At 74.3% G+C, this 21,704-nt stretch carries 15 protein-coding genes; 5 read left to right on the top strand and 10 right to left on the bottom strand.

All coding sequences use genetic code 11. The features are described 5' to 3' along the window. Window positions 1-62 precede the first annotated feature (62 nt). Window positions 63-1,514 carry a glycosyltransferase 87 family protein gene (locus ACIRSU_RS08480; RefSeq protein ID WP_403789955.1) on the top strand — a complete coding sequence of 484 codons (1,452 nt, stop codon included), beginning with the start codon at window positions 63-65 and terminating at the stop codon, window positions 1,512-1,514. A 148-nt stretch (window positions 1,515-1,662) separates the two neighbouring features. Here the strand turns inward: ACIRSU_RS08480 and ACIRSU_RS08475 are convergent, their stop codons facing one another. From ACIRSU_RS08475 to ACIRSU_RS08465, 3 genes are all read right to left on the bottom strand, one after another. Beyond that, window positions 1,663-2,748 (bottom strand): ABC transporter substrate-binding protein, encoded by a 1,086-nt coding sequence (locus ACIRSU_RS08475; protein WP_403789954.1) that lies wholly within the window; start codon window positions 2,746-2,748, stop codon window positions 1,663-1,665. Window positions 2,749-3,021: 273 nt separating this feature from the next. Further along, the gene (locus ACIRSU_RS08470) at window positions 3,022-3,897 is read right to left on the bottom strand and encodes an ABC transporter permease (protein ID WP_403789953.1); all 876 of its coding nucleotides are present in this window, start codon (window positions 3,895-3,897) and stop codon (window positions 3,022-3,024) included. Continuing rightward, entirely contained in the window at window positions 3,894-4,754 is an 861-nt protein-coding gene (locus tag ACIRSU_RS08465) for an ABC transporter ATP-binding protein (RefSeq protein WP_403789952.1), read from the bottom strand. Before ACIRSU_RS08465 ends, ACIRSU_RS08470 begins: the two co-directional genes overlap by 4 nt. Window positions 4,755-5,121: 367 nt before the next feature. On the opposite strand from ACIRSU_RS08465, the gene ACIRSU_RS08460 reads away from it, so the two are divergent. Together ACIRSU_RS08460 and ACIRSU_RS08455 are read left to right on the top strand one after the other, a co-directional pair. Then, window positions 5,122-5,811, top strand: a complete 690-nt coding sequence (locus ACIRSU_RS08460) for a response regulator (protein ID WP_403789951.1) — start codon at window positions 5,122-5,124, stop codon at window positions 5,809-5,811. 86 nt (window positions 5,812-5,897) lie between these two features. Next, entirely contained in the window at window positions 5,898-6,917 is a 1,020-nt protein-coding gene (locus tag ACIRSU_RS08455; protein ID WP_403790222.1) for an aldo/keto reductase family protein, read from the top strand. A gap of 44 nt (window positions 6,918-6,961) precedes the next feature. Here ACIRSU_RS08455 and ACIRSU_RS08450 read toward each other — a convergent pair whose 3' ends face one another. The 7 genes from ACIRSU_RS08450 to ACIRSU_RS08420 all read right to left on the bottom strand — a co-directional run bounded on the left by ACIRSU_RS08450 (window position 6,962) and on the right by ACIRSU_RS08420 (window position 19,316). Further along, window positions 6,962-11,698, bottom strand: coding sequence for a NaeI family type II restriction endonuclease (locus ACIRSU_RS08450; protein WP_403789950.1), 4,737 nt, complete (start codon window positions 11,696-11,698; stop codon window positions 6,962-6,964). Continuing rightward, window positions 11,691-12,647 (bottom strand): AAA family ATPase, encoded by a 957-nt coding sequence (locus ACIRSU_RS08445; protein WP_403789949.1) that lies wholly within the window; start codon window positions 12,645-12,647, stop codon window positions 11,691-11,693. The genes ACIRSU_RS08450 and ACIRSU_RS08445 overlap by 8 nt, the downstream gene beginning before the upstream one ends. After that, a complete protein-coding gene (locus ACIRSU_RS08440) occupies window positions 12,644-14,800 on the bottom strand; it encodes a hypothetical protein (protein ID WP_403789948.1) in 2,157 nt (718 codons plus the stop codon). The genes ACIRSU_RS08445 and ACIRSU_RS08440 overlap by 4 nt, the downstream gene beginning before the upstream one ends. Then, the gene (locus ACIRSU_RS08435; protein WP_403789947.1) at window positions 14,797-15,762 is read right to left on the bottom strand and encodes an alpha/beta hydrolase; all 966 of its coding nucleotides are present in this window, start codon (window positions 15,760-15,762) and stop codon (window positions 14,797-14,799) included. The genes ACIRSU_RS08440 and ACIRSU_RS08435 overlap by 4 nt, the downstream gene beginning before the upstream one ends. A 148-nt stretch (window positions 15,763-15,910) precedes the next feature. Next, on the bottom strand, window positions 15,911-17,227 hold the full coding sequence (locus ACIRSU_RS08430; RefSeq protein WP_403789946.1) for a glycosyltransferase: 1,317 nt from the start codon (window positions 17,225-17,227) through the stop codon (window positions 15,911-15,913). Between the two features lie 147 nt (window positions 17,228-17,374). Then, window positions 17,375-17,896, bottom strand: coding sequence for a hypothetical protein (locus ACIRSU_RS08425; protein ID WP_403789945.1), 522 nt, complete (start codon window positions 17,894-17,896; stop codon window positions 17,375-17,377). A 217-nt stretch (window positions 17,897-18,113) separates the two neighbouring features. Next, window positions 18,114-19,316: a cytochrome P450 gene (locus ACIRSU_RS08420; RefSeq protein WP_403789944.1), complete on the bottom strand. Its 1,203-nt coding sequence runs from the start codon at window positions 19,314-19,316 to the stop codon at window positions 18,114-18,116. A 204-nt stretch (window positions 19,317-19,520) separates the two neighbouring features. Between ACIRSU_RS08420 and ACIRSU_RS08415 the strand changes: the two genes are divergently transcribed. Both ACIRSU_RS08415 and ACIRSU_RS08410 read left to right on the top strand, forming a co-directional pair. Next, window positions 19,521-20,762, top strand: a complete 1,242-nt coding sequence (locus ACIRSU_RS08415) for a cytochrome P450 (protein ID WP_403789943.1) — start codon at window positions 19,521-19,523, stop codon at window positions 20,760-20,762. Beyond that, entirely contained in the window at window positions 20,759-21,625 is an 867-nt protein-coding gene (locus tag ACIRSU_RS08410; protein WP_403789942.1) for a class I SAM-dependent methyltransferase, read from the top strand. Before ACIRSU_RS08415 ends, ACIRSU_RS08410 begins: the two co-directional genes overlap by 4 nt. Window positions 21,626-21,704: the final 79 nt, after the last annotated feature.

The following is a 21,704-nucleotide window of genomic DNA, read 5'->3' as shown; positions in this document are numbered from 1 at the left end:
GAAACCCGAACGCCCCGCCGGGTCGCCTCCTCGTCCGTCGCCCGCGCTGCCAGTCTGCGCCCATGACCCGCGCCCGCCGTCCTCCGCTGCCCGTCGTCGTCACCGCTCTCCTGCTGTCGCTCCTGACCGTCTCGCTGGTCCTCCTGCTCCACGGGGGCGCCCGCGGGCCCGGCTTCCTGGCCGGGTACGCGGGCGCGTGGGCGGTGTTCGCGGCGGCGGTGACCGCTCTGCGCCGGGTGGCCCGCCGGCACGTCGTCCCGCTCCTCCTCGCCGGGGCGGTCGCGGTGACGGCGACGGGACTGGTGGCGGGCCCGCGGACGAGCACGGACTCCTACCGGTACGCGTGGGACGGCCGGGTGCAGGCCGCGGGCCTCTCGCCGTACGACCACGCGCCCGCGGACCCGGTGCTCGCCGGGCTCCGTGACGACTGGCTCTTCCCCGGCACCACGGCCTGCGGACGCGGCGACACCGACCTCGCACCGCTCGGCGGCGGCCGGTGCACCCGGATCAACCGGCCCGCCGTGCACACGATCTACCCTCCGGTGGCGGAGGGCTGGTTCCTCCTCGTCCACGCGCTGTCGCCGCAGGGCGTCCGTCACAAAGGGCTCCAGGCAGGCGCGGCGCTGCTCTCGCTGGCCGTCGGCTGCCTCCTCACCGCCGTGCTGCGCCGACGGGGGGATCCACGCCGGGCGGCCCTGTGGGCGTGGTGCCCGGCGGTCCCCGTCGAGGCCGTGAACAACGCCCACGTCGACGTCCTGGCCGTGCTCCTGTCGGTCGGCGCGCTCGTTCTCCTGGCGCGCCGCCGCCGTGTCACGGGCGGAGTGCTGCTCGGTCTGGCGGTCGCCGCCAAGCTGCTGCCCGCCGTGCTGCTGCCGGGCGCGCTGTCCGGCGTCCGGCGGCCCCGTACGGTCGCGGCCGTGGCGCTGCCCGCCGCGGTGACGGTCGCCCTGGCGTACCTGCCGTACGTCCTCGTGTCCGACGGTTCCGTCCTCGGCTATCTGGGCGGCTACACGCGGGAGGAGGGCTACGACGCCCCGGGCGCGGGCGGGCGGTACGCCCTGCTGCGGCTCGTGCTGCCCGACCCGTGGGCGCTGCCCGCGGCGGCGCAGGGGACGGCGGCGGTGGCGGTGGCGGTGTGGTGGCGCGGTGACCCCGAACGCCCTTGGTGCGGAGCCCTGTTGACCACCGGTACGGCATTCCTCCTGCTGACGCCCGGCTACTCCTGGTACGCCCTGCTGCTCGTCGCTCTCGTCGCCCTGGACGGGCGCTGGGAGTGGCTCGGCGTCGCGCTCGCCGGCGCGGTGGCGTATCTCGCGGGCCCGGCCGCCGGCACGGTCGGCGGCACCGTCGCGTACGGGGCGGCGGGCGCCATGGTGTGCGCGATGTGGTGGATGCGGCGACGGAGCGTCGGACGATCTGCGGAGGTGCGGAGGGGCTTCATCGCGCGGACCGAGGGACCGGACGGCTCCTCCGCGCCTGCTTCGTCTCCCGCTCCGTCACCGTCGCAGCGATGACCCGCCCCTGATCACGTGCGCTGCCATGGGCTCGTTCTCCGGGCCCGCGCGGGCCATCGAGTGGGGACACGGCGTGGCCCTCGGTGCGCGCGGCACGGTGCCGCCCGGGCGGCAGGCGCCCGGGCGGCCCCGTACGGGAGCGGGCGGTTCAGCCGTCGGCTCCGGCCGGGGTCGTCGTGGCGGTGAAGCCCAGCTTCTTGTTGGCCGCCAGGGCGAACTCGTTGGTGAACGTCCTGCCGAGGTCGAGCGACGGCTCCGCCTTGCCGACCATCACCTCGGTCGCCAGCACGGTCTTCGGACCGCCGGCCGGCATGATGCCGTCCGGCAGGAACTGGTCCTTGTCCTGTTCCAGGGCCTTGATGTAGTCGTCCTTGGTCACCAGGTCGTTCGCCACGAACGACGACGGCAGCTTGTTCGCGATGTCGGCGGCGCTGTGCGTGTCCATCCAGTGCATCGTCGCCACGAGCGCGTTGACGACCTTCTGCACCGTGTTCTTGTGCGAGTTCACCCAGTCGGTACGGGCGAGGACGCTCGCCGCCGGCCAGGCGCCGCCCAGCGCGGCCTTGGCGCCGTCGGTGGTGGCCAGGTCGATCGCCGAGGCGCCGACCCCCTTCTTCTCGATCGCGGAGACGGTCGGCTGCGTCGTGATGACGCAGTCGGCCTTGCCGTTCTGGAGCGCGGCGATGGCGGTGGAGCCCGCACCGACCGCGATGCGGTTGAACTGGTCCTCCTTGACGCCCTTCTGCGCCGCCATGAACTTGGTCAGGGTGTCGGTGCCCGAGCCGATGTCGGTGACGCCGAGCGTCTTGCCCTTGAAGTCGGCGGCCGACTTCACCCCGCTCTTCGTCGTGCACATCTCCCGCTCGCCCGGCGCGCCGGAGAGCTGGACGACCGACTCGATCCCCTTGCCCTTGGCCACGAAGTCGATCGCGTGGACGTACCAGGCACCCGCCATGTCGACCTGCCCCGAGGCCATGGCCGTGTCGGCGCCGACGCCGCCGTTCGCCTCGTTGCTCAGCTCGACCTTGACGCCGTACTTCTTGTAGAAGCCGAGGCTCTCGGCGAGCTGGTAGGGCAGGTAGATCTGCTTGTCGATGCCGCCGACCATGAGCCTGACGGTCGGCATGCCGCCGGAGCCGTCCGAGCCGGAGTCCGCGGAGCTGCTGGAACACGCGGTGACCGCGCCGAGGGTGAGGACGGTCGCGACCGCTGCGGTGAGTGCTCTCTTGAGCATGGCGGCTCATTCCTTTCAGATCCTGCTCGGCTCTTCCTGGCACGCGGGGGCGGGTGACCGAGCGAGCGGGGATACGGGGAGGGGGTGGGGCGTGGAGGGGTGATGAACGGGGGGACGGATGGCGGTGAGGCCACTCGGGCCCGGCGGCTCGGCGGCCCGTCACTCGGACGACCGGCGGCCCGGCGGCTCGGCGGCCCGTCACTCGGACGACCAGCGGCCCGGCGGCTCGGCGAACCGTCGCTCGGACGTCCAGGCGGCTCGGTGGCCCGCCGCTCAGAGGCCCGCGGCCTCGGAGGGGGCCGGCGGACGCCAGGACAGGAGCCGGTGTTCGAGCTTGCCGATCAGCCACTCCGCGCCCAGCACGATCACCGCGATGACGAGCATCGTGGCGAACACGCCGTTCGGGTCGAAGTTGTTCTGCGCGGTCTTGATGACCAGGCCGAGGCCGCTCTGCGCGCCGAGCACCTCGCCGACGAGCGCGCCGACGATGGCGAAGCCGAAGGCGCTGTGCAGACTGGCGATGATCCAGGTGAGCGCGGAGGGCACCACGACGTGCCGGATGATCTGCACCTGGGACGCGCCGAGCACCCGGGCGTTGGCGAGGATGTTGCGGTCCACCTCGCGCACGCCCTGGAAGGCGTTGAAGAAGACGATGAAGAACACCAGCACCGCGGCGAGCAGGATCTTCGGGGTCACGCCGATGCCGAAGGCGACGATGAAGATCGAGCCGAGGACGATGCGCGGGATCGCGTTGACCATCTTGATGTAGGGGCCCAGCACATCGGCGAGATAGCGGCTCTGCCCGAGTGCGACGCCGAAGACCACGCCGGTGAGGGAACCCACGACGAAGCCGAGGAGCGCCTCCTGGATGGTGGTCCAGATGTTCGCGTAGAAGGACCCGAACCCGGTGCCGTCCTGGAAGAGTTCGACCAGCCGCTTCGCGATTCCGGAGGGCTGTCCGAAGAAGAAGGGGTCGACGATGCCCCAGGTGGTGAACGCCTGCCAGCCGCCGATCACGAAGACCGCGAGGCCGACGCGCCCCGCCCAGACCTGGGCGACACGCCGCCGGGCGGCGCTGCGGGCGGCCGCCGCGGGCGAGCCCTTCCGGCCGTCCGCGACGGCGGCGGGAGCGGTGGACGTCGTGCTCATGCCTTGCCTCCTGCGGTGCTCGCGTAGGCGCGCTCCACCTCTTCGCGCAGCGTGTCCCAGATCTGGTGCTGGAGTTCGATGAACCGGGGCTGGAAGCGGATCTCCTGGACAGAGCCGCGGGGACGCGGCAGGTCGATGTCGAAGACCTGCTTGACCGAGCCGGGGCTGGACGTCATGACGACCACCCGGTCGGCCAGCGCCACGGCCTCGTCGAGGTCGTGGGTGATGAAGATGACGGAGGGACGGATCTGCTCCCACAGATCCAGCAGCTCGGTCGACATGATCGCCTTGGTCTGCACGTCCAGGGCGCCGAACGGCTCGTCCATGATCAGGATCTTGGGTTCGTTGATCAGCGCCGCGGCCATCGCCACGCGCTTGCGCATGCCGCCGGACAGCTGGTGCGGATAACGGTCCTCGAACCCGGCCAGGCCGACCCTGCGCAGCCAGTCGCGCGCCTGGGCGAGCGCCTGCTGTCGGGGCACCCCGCGGAAGACGGGGCCCATCAGCACGTTGCCGAGGACGGTCTTCCAGGGCAGCAACGCGTCGGCCTGGAACATGAAGCTGACGCCGTCGGTGATGCCGTCCACCTCGCGGCCGCCGACCCTGACCGAGCCCTCGCTGGGCCGGTCGAGCCCGGACACCATGCTCAGTGTCGTGGACTTGCCACAGCCGGTGGGCCCGACCACGGCGCAGAACTGTCCCGGCTCCACGGTGAACGACACACCGTGCAGCGCCGTGAACACGTCACCGGCAGGAGTCAGGAATCGCTTGGTGAGCCCGGAGATCTCGATACGTGCGTCGGCACGCTCTGTCGCACGGGAGACCGGGCTGGTCGCGACATCGTTGCGCGAAGCCATGGGCCGTCTCCTTCCCTTTCTCGGAGTGCCTCGAAGTTGCTCTGCTCGGAGTTCCTGGGGGCGCCGGGGAGTCCCTGGGGAGGTCCTGGTGAGGCCCTGCGGGTCCCTCGCAGGCCGAGGCCAGGCAGACGCTAGAGGCCGCCGTTCGTGACGTCGCTGTTTCCGAGGTAACCCGCGAAAGCCGCGTAATCCCGACTTCTGCTCGTTCTGCTCACTGGCCGGGGGGTAGGCAGCGTTCCGGTCGTCGGGCACAATCGCGCCACCACGGGTTACGGCGCAGGGGCCGGCCCGGCACGACGCCCGCCGGAGCGAAGAGGCAGTTGTGGCCCCCTTTCCCGGGAGCATTGCCCCTAGGAGGTGAGGGCCGGTGATCCGGACTCTGGTGGTGGACGACGATTTCCGGGTCGGCCAGATCCACAGCAGCTACGTGCGCCGGGTCGAGGGCTTCGAGGTGGTCGGCCAGGCGGCGACCGTGGCGGAGGCCCTGGCGGTGGTACGCACGCTCCACCCGGACCTGCTGCTGCTGGACGTCTTCCTGCCCGACGGCAGCGGACTCGACATCCTGCGGCGGCTCAGCCAGAACCATGCCGCGTCCCGCCCCGACGCCCTCATGATCACCGCCGACCACGACATCGCCTCCGTCCGCGCGGCGATGAAACTCGGCGCCGTCGGCTATCTGGTGAAGCCGTTCGGCTCCGCCGACCTCACCGAACGGCTCGGCGCCTACCGCCGGCTCCACGACCGCGTGGCCGCGCTCAGCCACGCGACCGCCGCCGACCAGTCCGACGTGGACGCACTGTTCAGCGCCGCCCGCCCACCCGCGGTCCTCCGGTCCCCGGCCAAAGGCCACTCCGTGCCCACGCTCACCGCGATCCACCGGGCCCTGAGCACCGCCGGCACCGCCCTGTCGTCCGCCGAGACCGCCGAGCGGATCGGCGTCTCCCGCGCCACGGCGCAGCGGTATCTGTCCTACCTGGTCAAGGAGGGAACGGTCCTCCTGGAACTCCGCTACGGCAGCACCGGCCGGCCAGAACACCGCTATCGCACCGCCCACTGACCGACAGCCCCGCCCGGCCCCGTCGCCGGCACCACGACGGGATATTCCGTCCGGTCCCGGCGGGTGCGGGCATAGGCTGCGCGATCATAGAGCATCGTCAACTCGGCCGTAGCGGCCTGAAGATCAGCGAAGTCACCTACGGAAACTGGCTCACCCACGGCGAGACCGTCGCCGAGGACAACGCACTGGCCTGCGTGCGGGCCGCCCTCGACGCCGGAGTCACCACCTTCGACACCGCCGACGTCTACGCCCTCGGCGCCGCCGAGGAGCTGCTCGGCAAGGCGGTGGCCGGGATTCGCCGCTCCTCGCTGGAGATAGCCACCAAGGTCTGTCTGCCCACCGGGGACGGCCCGAACGACCGCGGCCTGTCGCGCAAGCACATCATGGAGTCCTGTCACGCCTCGCTGCGGCGCCTCGGCACGGACTACGTCGACCTCTACCAGGCGCACCGCTTCGACGAGGAGGTGCCGCTGGAGGAGACCCTGGTCGCGTTCGACGACCTGGTCCGCCAGGGCAAGGTCCTGTACCTCGGCGTCTCCGAGTGGACCGCGCCGCAGATCGCCTCCGCGCTGGAGCTGGCCGACCAGCTGGGGCTGCGCAGCCGGATCGTCGCCAACCAGCCGCAGTACAACATGCTGTGGCGGGTCATCGAGCCCGAGGTGCTCCCCCTGTGCCGGCGCGAGGGCATCGGCCAGTTCGTCTTCCAGCCGCTCGCCCAGGGCGTCCTCACCGGCAAGTACCTCCCCGGCGAGCAGCCGCCGTCCGGCTCCCGGGCCACGGCCGGCGGGCGGGCGCCGCGCTTCATCGGCCGCGTCCTCGGCCCGGAGCTGCTCACCCGCGTCCAGGGCCTGCGCCCGCTCGCCGAGCAGGCGGGGCTGACGATGGCGCAACTGGCGGTCGCCTGGACCCTCAACCAGGAGGGCGTCTCCTCCGCGATCATCGGCGCCACACGTCCCGAGCAGGTCACGGAGAACGCCGCGGCGGCAGGCGTCAGGCTCGACGCGGAGCTGCTGGCGGCGGTGGACGAGGTCCTCGGCACCCTGGTGGACCGCGACCCGTCGAAGACGGCCCGGCTGATGGACGTCGACCCGGCCTGGCAGGGTTAGCGCCCGGGCCGTGGATCCCCTCCCGTCCGCCCGAGCCGCAGCGGCTACCGCCCGGGGCCGCGCAGGCCGGGGAACCCGGGCGGCAGTGGGGCGAGTTCGTCCCCCGGGCCTGCGGCGACCCAGCTCCTGCCGTCGACCGTGACCGACGGGCGGGAGCCGTGCGCGGTCGTACGGCGGGCGAGGGGGACGCAGAGGTAGGCGTCGCTCGCCGGGACGGGCAGGCGGAGGGCCTCGGCCATGGCACGGCCGCGCGGGTTGCCCGCGAGGAGGAGCAGGCCCTCGGCGCGCAGGGCTGCGCCCGCCAGGCGTACGACGCGCTCGCGGGCCCGCTCCCACTCGCGCTCGTGGATCAGCGGGCGCAGGGCGGTGGCGTGCACGGTGCGGAGGCGGACGCGGCGGAAGAACTCGGCGACGCGGCTCACGTCGTCGGGTTCGGCGAGGACGGCCGCGCGGGCGTCGGGGGCGAGACCGAGGAGGACGTTCTCGGGGAGGGGCGCGTCGCGGTGGAGCCAGAGCACGCTGCCCGGCGCGACGCGCGGCGGCCCACCCCGTACCAGCCCCGCCGACCAGCGGGTGGAGACCTCGTCCACGTACACGAGCAGGCACATCCGGTCGCTCGGGCGACGGTCGCCGAGTTCCCGGTCGGGGCCGTGCAGGACCACCTGGACGGCGAGCGGTACGGCCCCGCCGGGGCGCTCCCAGGCCAGCGGGCCGCTCCGGCCGCGACGGAAGGGGAACGTCCCTTCGGCGAGCCGGCGCTCCAGGTCCAGCGAGATGGCGGCCGCTTCCAGCATGCTCAGGTCAGCCGGGTCGAAGCGGCCGGTGCCGCGCTTGGCCAGGGCCGTGTCGACGGTGTCCCGCAGCGCCCGGGCCAGGAGGCCCCCACGGGGATCCAGCTGGCTGAAAACCCGTGCCAGGTCCAGGAGTTCGGCGTCCCAGGCGCTCAGGTCCACCTTCGGCGTGAGGATCACGCAGACGGCCGTGCCCGTCTCGGTGCGCGCTTCGCGCGGCGTGAGACGGAGGGCGAGCGCGGAGTTCGCCGCGTCGTGCGAGATCGTCGCGTACGCCTCCGGGGAGACGCAGAGGGTGGTGTCGTCCGGGTAGTTCTCCGACGTGCGGACGAAGTCCTCGAAGCGCAGCATCGTCCGTGTGTACTCGACGGCGGCGTCGGTCACCGGCGGTTCCACCACCGGCCCCCGGTGGACCGCCATCCGCACGGCGGGGAGCCGTCCGGCCAGCTCCGTGAGGAGCGGGGCGAGCGGCACGGCGCCGTCGACGAGCAGGAGCAGGCAGTCCTGGAGCGCATGGCTCTCGAACCGGCCGGGGCCGACGGACTCCAGAGAGGCGAGCAGGGCCGCCGACTCCGAACCGAGCCGGCGACGGGACGCGGCGGGCACGCCGAGGGCGATGACGATCCTGGCGGGATCCGTGGCGAGCCGCAGCAGCCGCTCGGCCGCCTGCCGTTCCGCCGCGTCCCGCACCGGGTCGAGCAGCGTCAGCGCCCACCGCGCCGCCCGTTCGGTCTGGTCGGGGCGGCCGAGCCGGAGCAGTGTCGCGGCGCTGCGCACGTACACCCGGCCCGCCTCCGACGGCAGCTCACGGGCCCGGAAGTGGGCGGTCAACTCGTCCTGCACAACAAGGAGTTCGTCGTCCTCGCCGTTGGCGTCCAGGGCCTGTTCGAGGCACAGCAACGCCTCGCCCCTCTCGGGTGACGGGCCGGCGCCGAAAGAAGCGAGCGCCTCCCTGGCCCAGGAGATCGCGTCCCGCGCCCCGTCCCGCGACCAGAGGGTCAGCACCAGCCGGTTGAGGAGCAGGGCCGCGAGGCCGTACGTCGCCTCGTCGGCCTCCAGACCGGTGTGGGAGACCCGGTGCAGGGTCTCCCACGCGTCCTCGGGCCGCCCGAGGGCGTGCTCGGTCCGCGCGAGGGCGAGCGCGGCCCGGCCCCGGGCGGTTCCGCCGTACGCCGGGCTCGTGCCGATCCATCGCCCGGCGGCCCGCTCGAACGCCGGGAGGTACGGCGGCTCCACGGCCACGTCCGTGAGCAGCAGCAGCGTCTCCGGCGGCACGTCCGGGAACTCCAGCGCGTTGCGCACCCACACCTCGGGGCGGGGCGCGGGCTCCGGGATGATGCCGAGACGCGCCGGCAGGCTCCCGCCGGGGTGCCGCTCCTCGTGCAGGGCCGCGGCGGCGGCCTGGTGGAAGCGGCTGATCCGGGCCCGGGCGACCTCACGCCGCGCGTCGTAGCCCGGGGTCGCCCGCACTTCGTCGTGGACGGCGGCCGGGAACACGTAACGGCCGGGTCCGGACCGCTCCAGGAGCCCGTCGCGTACGAGGGTGTCGAGGCGTGCGGCAGCGGAGGACAGCCGGCGGTCGAGGACGGCCGCGGCCTCCTCCAGGGTGAACTCGGAGGCGGACGCCTCCGCGAGCCGGACGAGGGTGGTGGCGCGGCCTTCGGAGAGGTCGGCGAGCCAGCGGCGGACAGCCGTGGCGGGGTGCACGGCCAGGGCCGACTCGCGTGCCTCGGCGACGAACAGGCCGGCCTTGGCGACGTTCACGGGGTCGGGCGAGGCGAGGGCGCCGGCCAGGATCCGCAGGGTGAGGGGCCACCAACCGCCGCGCCCCAGGCCCTCGGGCGGGGGCGCGCCGGCGCCGAGGAGCCGCGCCGCGTCCGGACCGGACAACGGCTGCACGTGGACCTCCACCTGGGCCCCGAAGAACGTGTCGCTCCGCGTGGTGGCGATGACGGCGCTGCCCTCCGGGGGTACGGCGGCGAGGGCCTGCGCTCCCTTGTCCGCGCCCACGTCGTCCACGACGAGCAGCACCCGGCGCCCTCTCAGGACCTCGTGCAGTCTCGCGGTCAGCGTCTCCGGCGGCACGGGTCCGCCGGGGCCCCGTTCCCTCGGGGCGCCCAGGTCGTGCAGGAGCCGGTCGAGGGCGCCCTCGGCCGGGACCGGGTGGGGGGTGGAGCCGCGGAGCGGCACGAAGTACGCCCCGTCGGGGAAGTGCTCGCGCACCCGGTGGGCGAGCTGGAGGGCGAAGGCGGTCCGACCGGCGCCCGGAACGCTGGTGGAGGCGACGACCCGGACGGCCCGCACGCCGCCGGAGCCGACTTGGTGCGCCAGGGAGTTGATCAGGTGTGTGCTGCCGACGAAGGGTTCCGGCGCGGGCGGCAGGCTCCCCCACTCCTCCTCCGGCTCCCGGGTTTCCGGCTCCGCCTCGGGCTCCGGCTCGGCCAGCCCCAACAGCTCCAACGTCCGCCGCGACGCCCGCGCGAACGCCTCCCGTTCCGCCGCGAGGTCGTGCGGCCCGTCTCCGTCGTACGCGACCGAGGGCAGCCGGGTCCGGCTCGTGCCGCGGTCGGCGATGTGCTGGTCGAGGGCCTGGTGGAGGGCCCAGACCTGGTGGGCGGGGAGGTGCTCGCGCAGCACGGCCCGGACCTCGGGCGGCGGCGCCAGTTCGACCGTGCCGCCGGTCTCCTGGGTCACTTCGAACACGCCGCTGGTGACGACCTCGGCGATGTCCGCGATCTGGGCGTCCGGGACCAGTTTCTCGCGCACCAGGTGGAGCAGCCGCAGGCTGAACCGGTCGAAGGGTGCGCAGAGCACGGCGAGCCGGGCCGCGCGCGGGGAGGCGGTTCGGAGGAAACGGCGGGCGAGTTCGGCCGGCGGGAGCGGGACCGTACGGGGCCGGGCGGGGCCGACGGCGGTGCGGCCGGTGGGCGGGACGAGGACCGCGGTGCAGCCCTCCGGGTCGCCGCGCATCAGGGTGCGCGACCAGCGGCCCAGGGAGTGCGGGGTGAGGGAGAGGACCGGGACGGGCAGCCAGGCGGCATCGCCCGGCTCGTCCGCCGGTGCGAGCAGGGCCGGGGGTTCCACGGGCACGCGGCTGCGCGGGCTGCCGGGGGCGGCCGGGGTGAAGCGGGTGGTGGGGAGGTTCAGGCCGCCGCGCCGCCAGAGTCTGGTGGGCAGCGGGTTGAGCACGGCGGTGGGGTGGGCGCCGGCCCAGGCGCGCAGCAGGTGCCAGACGTCGGGGCGGCGCCAGGCGTCGGCCATGCAGTCGGAGACCACGACGACCAGGCGCCGCCCGTCGGCCGAGCGCAGCGCGCCGGGGGCACGGGGCGCGCCCTGCGCGTCGAAGGTGAGGTCGGCGACCTGGAGGGTGCGGAAGGCGCCGAGCCGGTCCAGGACGGTGGTGAACTCGGCGACCGTCTCGGCCCACACGCGCATGCCGGGCGAGCGGTCGACGACGAGGACCAGGTCGAACCAGCGCTCGGGCGCGGCCTTGAACACCGGGATGAGTTCGCCGCTGCGGGCGTAGCCGTCGACGGTGGCGTCGATGTCGAGTTCCTCGCGCCGGCCCTGTGGCCAGCGCCGTTTCCACGGGCGCAGGGCGCGGGTGAGTTCCAGGGCACGGGGCAGGCCGGCGGCGTGGGGCGCGGCGACGGCGTGGCCGCGGACGGGGGTGGCGCTGCCGGGGAGGCGTTCGTGGAGGGGGCGGGTGGCGGCGCCCGGACTGCTGGCGTCGTCGTGCCGTGCTCCGCGGGTCGGGGTGCCGGCGGCAGGGGCGTCCCGGTCGGCGGTGGACGGGGTCTCCGGCTCGCGCGGCCGCTGCCGCTCGCCGGACCGGGACGCGTCCGCGTGCGACCCGGGCCGGGCTCCGTCCCGTACCGCTTCGTCCGCCTGGTGGGCGGCCAGCCACAGCGCCTCCGCCAGTGCGGTGCCGTCCAGTTCGGGGACGGCGGCGCGCAGGGCGGAGAGCAGCCGGGGCAGTGGGTCAGGCATGCGAGAGCTCGCGCAGGATGAGGTCCTCGACGGCCTGCCGTCGGGCCTCGTCGGGGGCGTCGGTGCCGGACAGGAGGTGGACGGCGTTGAGGAGCTGGTCGACGGCGAGGCTCTCGCCCGCGCCGAGGCGCTCCAGGAAGGCGGTGACGAGCCGGTCGGCCGCCGGGGTGGCGGCGGTGCCGGCGCCCATGTGGGCCTCGACGATCCTGAGGAGGGTCTCGGGGGTGGGCAGCGGCATGGTGAAGCGGACGCAGCGGCGCAGGAAGGCGGCGGGGAAGTCGCGTTCGCCGTTGCTGGTCATGACGATGAACGGGAACTCGGTGCACTGCACCCGGCCGCGCCGGATCTCGTGGTGCCGGTCGCCCTGCCATTCGCGTACGGCGACGACGTCCGTGCCGTAGCGGGCGAGTTCGGGGATCTCGAACTCGCCGCGTTCGAGGACGTCGAGGAGGTCGCTGGGCAGGTCGAGGTCGCTCTTGTCGATCTCGTCGATGAGCAGGGCGCGGGGCCGGTCGGCGGGCAGCAGGGCGGTGCCGAGCGGGCCCATGCGCAGGAAGGGCGCGATGTCGTCGGGGGCGGAGGGGCCGCCGTCGGTGCCCTGGAGGCGCTGGGCGTGGATGCGGCCGAGGGCGTCGTAGCGGTAGAGGGCGTCGGCGAGGCTGCTGCGGGAGGTGATGTGCCAGCGCAGCACGGTGCCGAGGTCGAGTTCGGCGGCGACCTGCTCGATGACGGTGGACTTGCCGGAGCCGGCCGGCCCGGTGACGAGCAGCGGACGGCGCAGCGCGAGCGCGGCGTTGACGGCCTCGACCAGGCCGCGCGGCGGAACGAACTGCTCGTGCAGGGAGCGGCGCGGGAACTCGCGCCAGGGCGGCGCCGGGGGCAGCGCGACGCGCTCCTCCGGCCGGGCGGGCGGGGTGCCGTGGCCGGCGTAGTAGGGCTGCCAGGTCATGCGGGTGACTCCCCCTCGTCGTGGGCCGGGTAGCGCCCGGCCGGGTGTTCGCTGTCGAACCAGGCGCAGAAGTCCAGCCACTCCGCTCCGTCCCAGACGGTACGGAGCCGGGCGAGATGGTGCAGCCCGTTCGAGGAGCGTCCTTTCTGCCGGTAGGCGCGGCAGAATTCGGCGGGCAGCAGATGCCAGTGGGTGTCGACGGACCGGCGTACGGGTTCGGGCACGGACCCCTCGGCCGGGTCGCCGGCCGTTCGGTCGGCTCTTCCGCCGGCCGGCCCGTGCGTCGTCCCGTCCGGCGTCCCGTCGCTCGGCGCGTCGTCCGGCCACAGCACGATCGGCGAGGAGGCGAGCAGCGTCTCCATCAGGTCGCCGAGCCGGGCGGGCCGGTGGGCGAGGGCGACGGCGCGGGTGCGTGGTTCGCTCATGAGCCGCTCCCGCAGTTCGGGTAGGCGGCGGGTGTCGGCCTCGCCGAACCAGTCGACGCGGTCGCCGTCGGCGCCGTCCTCGATGGCCTTCAGGGTGTCGCGGGCCTGGTCGTTGATCCACCACAGATGCTCGGGCGGCTGGATCCGGTCGCTCCAGCGCAGCACCACGTCGTAGCGGGTGCCGATGCGCATGCCGAAGTCGGTCTCCTCCGGCTTCCAGCCGGCGAGCAGCGGGGCGGGCGCGGCGATCTCCACCCGGCGCAGGGGCGTGCCGAGGGCGCGGGCGAGGGGCGTGGCCCAGCGGAGCACGCCGACGAGCGCCCGTTCGGTGCCGGCGCGGTCCTGCGTGGCGCAGGGGAACTCCTCGTGGTGGCGGACCGTGCCGCCGTCGAGGAGCCAGACGGCGAGCGATTCGGGCCATTCGTCGCCGACGGCCGCGTGCAGGCTGACGACGAGCCGCAGGCGCATCTCCTCGCTTCGCTCGGCGAGCCGGGCGAAGGCGTCGTTGAGGTCGATGACGGCGCCGGTGTCCTTGGCCCAGGCGCGCAGGGCGGGGTGCTGCGGGTCGACGCCGGTGGTGCGGGCGAGCCCGGCGAGGAAGCCGGCTGCGGGGGCGGTGCGGCTGCCGCCGGCGAGCGGGGCGCGCAGCAGGAGGTGCTCGACGGTGTCGCGGAGGAGTTCCGTGCCGGTGGAGCCGGGCAGCGGGGTGAGCGGGTCGGCGCCGGTGGCGGCGAGGGTGCGGCGCAGCAGGGTGCTGGTGAGGTCGGCGCCGGGCCAGGCGGTGAGCAGGGCGAGGGTGCGGGCGGCGTCCCGCAGGGCGTCGAGGACTCCTTGGGCCCATTGGCGTTCGGGGGCGGGCAGGGTGGCGAGCCGGGCGCGCAGGGCGGCCAGCTCGCGGGGGTGGGCGGGGCCGTCGGCGGCCGCCTGGTCCCCACCCAGCGGGGTGAGCGCCTGGCGGAGGGCGGCGCGGCCGACGGGGCCGAGCGGGGAGCCGGCGCAGGCGGCGGTGTGCCGGGCGTTGCGGGCGAGCCAGAGCGGGCCGGCGGCGAACTGGGCGCCGTCGTAGTCGACGTGCTGGATCGCCTGGCCTTCGGCGCCGCCGTCCTCGCGTACGGCCCGGGCGACGGACGCGCCGGTGAGGGTCTCGCCGGCCTCGGCGACGCCCGCGTGCAGCACCTTGACCAGGGTGGTGCTGAAGCGGAGGTCGTACGCCTCCTCGTCGGCCGCGGCGCCCATGAGCAGGGTGAGCCGGGTGTCGCCGCGCCGGATGCCGCCGGCGAGCGAGGACAGGTCGGGGATGGCGCGGCCGGCGTGGCAGGTGTCGACGAGGGCGACGAGGCCGTCGAGGCCGGTGGTGTCGAGCAGTCCGCCGAGCAGGGCTCCGACGTTGACCGCGCTCAGCGGATCCTCGGCGCGCGAGTCGCCGGCCATGAAGTACAGCTGGGTGCCGGCGGCCATGCCGTGGCCGAGGAGGGCGAGCACGAGCACGGCGCCCGCCCCGGCGGCGGCCCGGCCCGCCTCCCGTACCGCGTGCTCGATCTCCGTACGGGTGAGACCGGCGCCGGACAGGAGGGTGCGGCCGCCGTGCGCCGGGTCCTTCTCGCAGGCGCCGGCCCACGGGGTGGTGAGGGCGTCGTGCAGGGCGTGCGCGGCCGGTTCGAGCGCGTCGAGCAGGCCGAGTTCGGGGCACTGGGCCCCGATCACGAGCACATGGCGCCGTTCGTTCATCGCTCCGCGAGGGTGGTGAGCGCCTCGACGAGGGGTCCGGCGACGGCCGGCTGGGCCAGGTACGTGGCGGCCGGGTGCACCCAGGCGCCGTCGGAGTCGACGCGGCGGCTGTGCGGCGCGACGGCGTCGGCGTTGGGCCGGGTGAAGTCCTCCAGGACGGGGCGGGCGGCGACGAGGTCGTCACGGTCCCAGAAGTTGAGCCAGCGGCGGACGGTGGCGGGGGTGGCGAGGGGGTGCGGGCGGACCCGGGGGTGGACCGCGCCGCGGATACCGAGCGGCGAGCCGAGGGTGACGAACAGGGCGATGTCGGCGGGGTGTTCGTGCAGGGTCTCCAGGGCGACGACGGTGCCGAGGGAGTGGGCGACGACGACGTTGGGGCCCTCGGGGTCGAGGCAGTCGGCGACCCGGGCGCGGATCCGCCGGTCGAGGGTGGTGGTGCCGTCGGACTCGGCGCGGTTGAGGTAGCGGGCGACCTGGCCGAGCATGCCGGCGGTCAGCCGGGCGCTCAGCCAGCCGCCCGTGGCGCGCAGGCCGGGGACGGCGAGCAGGCTGGTGAGGGCGTTGACGACGCGCCGGGCGGGCGCGCCCGCGCCCTGCGCGCCGGAGGGCGGCGCGAGCCGGGTGCGGGCATGGCGCAGGGCGGCCGCCTCGGCCGCCGGGAGGTCGAGGCCGGGGTCGGCGAGGCGCCCGTCGACGGCCTCCAGGAGGAGGGCGGCGAGGAGTTCGTCGTCCTCGTGGTCCTGGGTTCCGGCGGCTCCGCCCTGGGCTCCCGCCGTACGGAACAGGTCGCCGTAGTAGGCGAAGCGGGCGTCGGCCGCCCAGCCGCCGGTGAGCGCCGAGACGTGCGCGGAGTGTCCGGCGGGCCCGGCGCCGGTGGCGACGGCGCGCAGCCATTCGTCCAGTTCGGCGGCGGGGTCGCGGGGACCTCCGATGCCGTGGACGAAGACCAGGCGAGGCTTCACTGCTCCCCCGTTCGACGCGGTGCTCCCGGGCGGTCCCGGTGTTGGTCCCGGTGATCCTGACGGGTGGGGTGGTGCGGGAGCAAGCCGCAGGCGGAGGACCGTCGGGGCTCGGCCAACTCCGTCCGGCAGCTTGGCGGGATGTGACGGGTCAGCGGTCGCTCGCGCGCACCAGGGCGTCGATCGTGGCGAGGGCGTCGTGGGCCGCGTACTCCTTGGCGAGCGCGGTGGCGCGTTCGCGGTACGAGGGCGAGTCGAGGACGGTGTCCACGGCCGCGCGCAGGGCCTCGTCGGAGGGGGCGGCGGTGCGCAGGTTGACGCCGGTGCCGGTCCACTCGACGCGGGCGGCGACCTCCGGCTTGTCCTCCGTGTCGCCGCCGAGGACGAGCGGCACGCCGTGGCCGAGGGCGGCCTGGGTGCCGCCGTAGCCGCCGTTGGTGACCAGCACGTCGGCGAGCGGGAGCAGCGCGGAGAAGGGGACGAATCCGGCCACGATCGCGTTGCCGGGTACGGCGGGCAGCGCGGCGGCGAACTGGTCGGCGGCGTCCGGGCGGCCGGTGGCGGCCACGACGAGGACGTCGGGACGGTCGGCGAGGACCCGGACCGTGGGGATGACCAGGCGGGCCAGGTCGGTGTTGGCGAGGGTGCCCTGGGTGGTGACGACGATCCGCCGGCCCTCCTCGCGGGCCCGCAGCAGCTCCGGCCACCAGGCGGGCTGTTCCTGCCCGGCGGCGGCCGGGATCGGGATCGCGCCCACGAAGCGCACGTTGGCGGGCATGTCGGAGCGCGCGTACTCGAACCCCTCCACCGTCAGCTGCACGAACACGTCCGCGGCCCCGATCAGGTTCCGGCCGAGCGGCCCCTCCGGCAGCGTGGCCCCGGCGGCGGCGAAGCAGGCCCGCAGATGGTCCACGAGCGGCTCGCGCATCTCGGCCATGCGGGCGGCGATCGCCGCGTACTGCTCCCGCTGGGCGTCGTCGGCGGGCGGGAGCAGTCCGAGACCGTGCGGCGCGGTGTCCCGGCTCTCCACGCTCAGCGGCGTGATCCCGACGCTGAACCCGGTGGGCCGGTGGCCCTTCTCCTCGGCGAGCGCCAGCGTGAGGCCGCCGAGGAAGAGGTTGTCATGGATCACGGCGGTCGCCGGGAAGTCGGCGAGGACGTCCTTCAGCGCGCGGCACTGCGCGGCCGTCGGGTCGCCGAAGACATGCATGATGTCCCACATGATCTGTGCGGGCCCGGCCGGAATCGTCTCCCGCTCCGGGAACCTGGCCGAGAAGTCCCGGTCGTCGTAGTCCGCTTCCGCGGGCAGCGCCCGGAACTCCGGCCCCGCCGCCCGGACTTCCTCCGCGAACCGCGCCCCGCCGAGGAACACGACCTCGTGCCCGGCCTGCGCCAGATGGCTCGCTATCCGCAGCAGCGGCGCGTGATGACCCGACACGGGCGTGGCGGCGACAAGGATCCTGGACATGCTGAACTTCCCCCCTGTGAACGACTGTCGCGCGGCTGCGCGGGCGCGGTCGTCACGCGCGTAGTCAGCGTACGACCTGCGGAAACGGATCCCGGCACCTTTCGGACGCGACGGCGCGTCGGGGGTGCGCAAGGGGTGGGGACGGCTTCAGAAGCGGCGAGGGCGGGGCCGCTTGGTCTTGGCCAGGGCCCGCTCGCGCAGCAGTCGTCGGTAATGCTCGCCGCGCTCCGCGTCGAGCTCCAGCCATTCGACGATGTCGGCGACGGTCAAGGCGCGCTCGGCGTTCCCGGTGAGCCCGATCCGTACGAGCGGCCAGAACCCTCCGACGGCGGCGGACCGAGTCCGTTCCTCGATCGCGTGGTCCGGGTAGAACTCGGCGGCGGACACGCGCCACAGCGTGTCGACGAGCTCGTCCCGGGCCGGCGGCGACAGCTCGCCGGCGAGGGCGGCCATGACGACGGCGACCGCGGGCGGGGTGCACGCGAAGATCTCCCCGTTCCACTCGACATGGCCGTCGAGGGTGTACCCGCTCATGTCCCGTGCCGACCCGGCCTCCAGGATCGCCTCGAACATCAGCGGCAGGTGCTCGGCGCCGTCACCGCAGCCGCAGCCGAGCGACGCCCAGTCGTGCCGGGCGAGTTCGGTCCGCACGAGCTCGCTGACCGCCATACCCCACCCCCGTCTCCATGGCACCGGCTTCTCGGAACCGTCTCCTCGGCGCCGGCTCCTCACCATAGAACGGCGCGGTGCCCGCCCGTCCGGGCGGGCACCGCGGAGCTCAGGTTCAGTGCCAGTACTTCATGTCCGTACCTCCTCTCCCGGTGAGCGTGGGCTGCACAGGGCTAGGCCGTGTCTTGTGGACTCGTTCGGACTCAGTGCCAGTACTTCATGTCCTGACCTCCTCCCCCGTGGCGGGGCGCAGTGTCACCTCGAAGCGGTCGAGTCCGCGGAGGGTGAGGTTGCGCCGGTGGTCGGGTTCCGCGACCGCCCGTGCGCCGGGGTGGTCCGTGGCGAGGGTCCCGAGGACCGATCCGGCGAGCCGGATCGCCATGGACGCGCCCAGGCAGGCGTGGGCCCCGCGGCCGAACCCGAGGTGCGGGTTCGGGGCGCGGTCGAGTCGCAGCTCGGTGGGGTGGGCGAAGCGGCGCGGGTCGTGGTTGGCCGCGCCGAGGAGGAGGGTCACGGGGTCGCCCGCCTTGATGGTGACGCCTCCGAGTTCGGTGTCGGTGACGCAGACCCGGGCGTCGGCCTGCACGGGCGCGTCGTAGCGGACGAGTTCGTCGACGGCGGTGGCCGGGCCGGCGGCGCGGAAGGCGGCCGGCGCGCCCGGGGTGGTGAGCAGGGCCGCGGCGGCGTTGCCGAGGAGGCGGGAGGCCGATTCGTAGCCGGCGTGGAGGACCGCGCGCAGGCTGTTGCGCAGGACGGCCGGGTCGACGCCGCTCTTGTCGGCGTTCGCGGCGACGTACGCGACGAGGCCGTGCTCCGGCGGGTCGGCGAGCCAGCCGCCGGTGTACGCGGCGAGTTCGGCGCGTGCGGCGACGGCCGGTTCGTGCTTCTCCGGCCAGAGGCCGGCGTCCATGCCGTCGACGACGGTGCGGGACATCGGCACGAACCAGTCGAGGTCGGGGGCCGGCACGCCGAGGAAGTCGGTGACGAAGCGCAGCGCGAGCGGTTCGGCGAGCTCGCCGACGAAGTCGAAGGAGGGTCGTTCGGCCAGCTCGGCGAGGGTTTCCTTGACGTACCGGTCGAGCCGCTCGTGCAGGGCGTGCCGGTCCTGGGCGCGGAAGCCGTCGAGCAGCAGGCGCCGGATGGCGGTGTGCTCGGGCGGGTCGAGGGTCTGGACGCTCAGCAGCGGGGCGGGGATGTCCTCGCCGGCCCGGCGCCAGTCGGAGGCGAAGCGGGCGGAGTCGGTGAGGACGGCGAGGCAGTCGGCGTGCCGGGTGAGGACCCAGGAGCCGAGCGGTTCGTGCCAGAGGACAGGGGCGGTTTCACGCAACTCGGCATATGCCGGATAGGGGTTGGGGAGGTGCTCGGGAAGGGCGAGCCGCAGGATCGGATCAGCGGTCGCCGCCTGTTCGAGCTGTGCCACGAAACCTCTCCCCCTGCGCAGAAAGACCCTGGTGAAGGCCGTAAATGCTTGCGGTCGAGCAGTGCAGAGCAAACGTTTCGCCGGTGGGCGGTGCCGCTCCGCGGGCAATTCTCCGTGCTGATGGCCGGTGACGCTACCACGCAACTTCCGTGGCTGGTATGACTACCTGCCTCAGATCTTTCCGATCCTCACGGGGAGTAGCGGATGTCGGAGCAAGGCCAGACCATCGTCCATGACGTGCCGCTGAACGTCGCCCAACAGCCCGATCCGTACCCGCTGTTCGAGCGGATCCGGGAACACGGAGTGGTGCAGCGGGTTCGGCTGAATCCCACCCTTGAAGTCTGGATGGTCACCGGCTACGACGAGGCGGTGGCCGCGCTCACCGATCCGCGGCTGAGCAGCAGCCCGGCGGGGGTCAACGGGCTCGCCGAGGAGATGGCCCACCAGGAGCGCACCAACGTCCTGATGGCGAGCATGCTGGTGGCCGACGGCTCGGACCACACACGCCTGCGCAACCTCGTCTCGAAGGCGTTCACGGCGCGCCGGATCGAGGCGCTCGCGCCGCGGATCCAGGCACACACGGACGCCTTCCTCGACGCGATCGCGGGGCGCGGAACGGCCGACCTGGTCGCCGAGTTCGCCCTGCCGCTGCCGATGGCGGTGCTCAGCGAGCTCATCGGCATCCCGGCCGAGGGGCAGCCCGATTTCGCCAAGCTGGCGGTCGGCCTCATCATGCCGCCCAACACTCCGGAGCGGCTGGCCAAGGGCGCCCGGGCCCGCGCCGAACTCACCGAGTTCTACGAGCCGTTGATCGCGCTGCGGAAGAAGGAGCCGCGTGACGACCTGCTGAGCGTGCTGTGCGCGGCGCAGGCCGAGGAACGGATCAGCGACCGCGAACTGACCGCGATGGCCATCCTGCTGACCCTCGCCGGGCACGAGACCACGGCGAGCCTGATAGCCAACGGCGTGCACGCCCTGCTGCGCCACCCCGACCAGTTCGCGGCCCTGCGCGACGACCCGTCGCTGCTGCCGAACGCGATCGAGGAGCTGCTGCGGTACGAGGGGCCGGTCAGCCGTGGTGTCGCCCGCTTCACCGTGGACCCGTACGAGATCGGCGGCGTCACCATCCCGGCCGGCGAGATGATCATCATCGGGCTCGCGGCCGCCAACCGCGATCCGCAGCGCTTCGACCGCCCCGACCTGCTCGACGTGGCCCGCCGCGAGATGCCGCAGCAGCTCGCCTTCGGCCACGGCATGCACTTCTGCCTCGGCGCGCCGCTGGCCCGCGCGGAGGCCCGGATCGCGTTCGGCACGCTCCTGCGCCGCTTCCCCGACCTGCGGCTCACCGACCCGGACGAGGACCTGACGCGCCGCGAGGGCATCCTGCGCGGAATGGCGACGCTGCCGGTCAGCTTCACGCCGGTGCCCGTGAGCGGGCGCGCGTGAGCGGGGCGCGGGGGGCGAGCGCGGGGCCCGCGGCAGGCGGGCACGGGCCCGCCGGGAACGCGACGGGCGCCGGCGGGGCGCGAGGCCCGAGTGATACCCGTACCGCCGCGTTCGACGCCATCGCCCCCACGTACGACGCCTCGCGCGGCGGCACCGCGCGGGCGGCGGTCTTCGCGGAGCAGCTGGCGCCGCTGCTCGACCCGGCCGAGCCGGTGCTCGACATCGGCGTCGGCACCGGCATCGTGGCGGCCGAACTGACCGCCCGCGGCCACCGGGTGTGCGGCGTCGACCTGTCCCCCGGGATGCTGGCCCACGCCCGGGAACGGCTCGGCGCGCGGGTGGCGGTCGGTGACGCGACCCGGCTCCCGGTCCGTACGGCCTCGGTCGGCCAGGCCGTGTCCACCTGGCTGCTGCACGCCGGCCCCGACCCGCGCGCCGTGTTCACGGAGGTGGCTCGGGTGCTGCGGCCCGGCGGCCGCTATCTGGTCGTCCCGGCCCGTGGCATGCGGCCCGGCGACGACATCGGCCGGATCGTGAGCGACCTGGAGGACCGGCTCGACCCCGACGGCACCCGCCGCGACGACCCCGAGCACCTCGCGCTCGTCGCCGGCGCGCGCGGCCTGCGCTACGAGGGCACCGCGAGCGAGCGGCCCACCACCTTCAAGGTCTCCCCGGAGGCGATGGCCCGCTCCATCGAGGGCGGAAGGCTCTTCACCGGCGCGTGGCAGGTGCGCGAGGAGGGCCTCCCCCTCGTCGCGGAGGCGTGCGCCCGGCTGCGCGCCCTGCCGGACCCGGAGCTCCCCCGGGTGCGCGAGATGGCGGACTTCGTGATGCTCTTCCGCCGGGCGGACCGCACGGCCTGAGGGTCCGCCGTGACCGCCGCACCTGCTGTTCGTACGGTACGGCCCCGGGCGCCCAGGCACCCGGGGCCTCGACGACCGT

Source organism: Streptomyces sp. NPDC101160, from assembly GCF_044768205.1.
GTDB lineage: Bacteria > Actinomycetota > Actinomycetes > Streptomycetales > Streptomycetaceae > Streptomyces.
Note: the sequence above shows the minus strand (reverse complement) of the source record. Positions and strands in the feature narration are given on the sequence as shown.